The organism is Pseudomonas sp. EL_65y_Pfl1_R83 (assembly GCF_963970695.1).
GTDB lineage: Bacteria > Pseudomonadota > Gammaproteobacteria > Pseudomonadales > Pseudomonadaceae > Aquipseudomonas > Aquipseudomonas tritici.
Genome location: NZ_CAXAQI010000256.1, coordinates 1 through 519 on the forward strand (window position 1 = coordinate 1; position 519 = coordinate 519).

1 protein-coding gene is annotated in these 519 nt (G+C 66.5%); it reads right to left on the reverse strand.

The features are described from left to right. Positions 1–509 (reverse strand): multicopper oxidase domain-containing protein (locus AACY08_RS28725; protein ID WP_339472475.1); only part of this gene is annotated, 509 nt, incomplete at its 3' end. Positions 510–519 lie beyond the last annotated feature (10 nt).

Sequence of the window (519 nt, forward strand, 5' to 3'; positions counted from 1 at the left end):
TGCTCTTCCTCGTCCGTCACGACCAGCATGCCCGCCAGCCCGGAATAGACTTGCTCGCCCGTCAAACCATGCGCGTGCGAATGATAGAAGAGGGTCGCCGCCGGCTGGCGGATCGGTAGCGTAGGACGCCAGGTCGCACCGGATGCGATCAGCTGGTGCGGGCTGCCATCCAGTTCTCCCGGCACCAGCAGCCCGTGCCAGTGAACCGTCGTATCGGCCGACAGGCTATTGCGGACGGCCATCGTCACATCGTCGCCGCGATGAACCCGCAGCGTCGGGCCGAGATAGCTGCCATTATATCCGAGCGTGGTGCTTCGCCGGCCCGGGATGAACGCGGTCTCGCCCTTTTGTGCCTGCAGGCTGATCAGCTGGCCCTGTTGGCGCGCATCGATCAGGCGCGGGATCGGAAGCGTCCCGGCACGCTCGGGCGACCCGAATTTTCGCGTACACGCCGCCGCCAGGAGCAGGCCCCCGCCCGCCAGCAATGTCCGCCGGTCCAATAACGTCATGGCCGCCTCT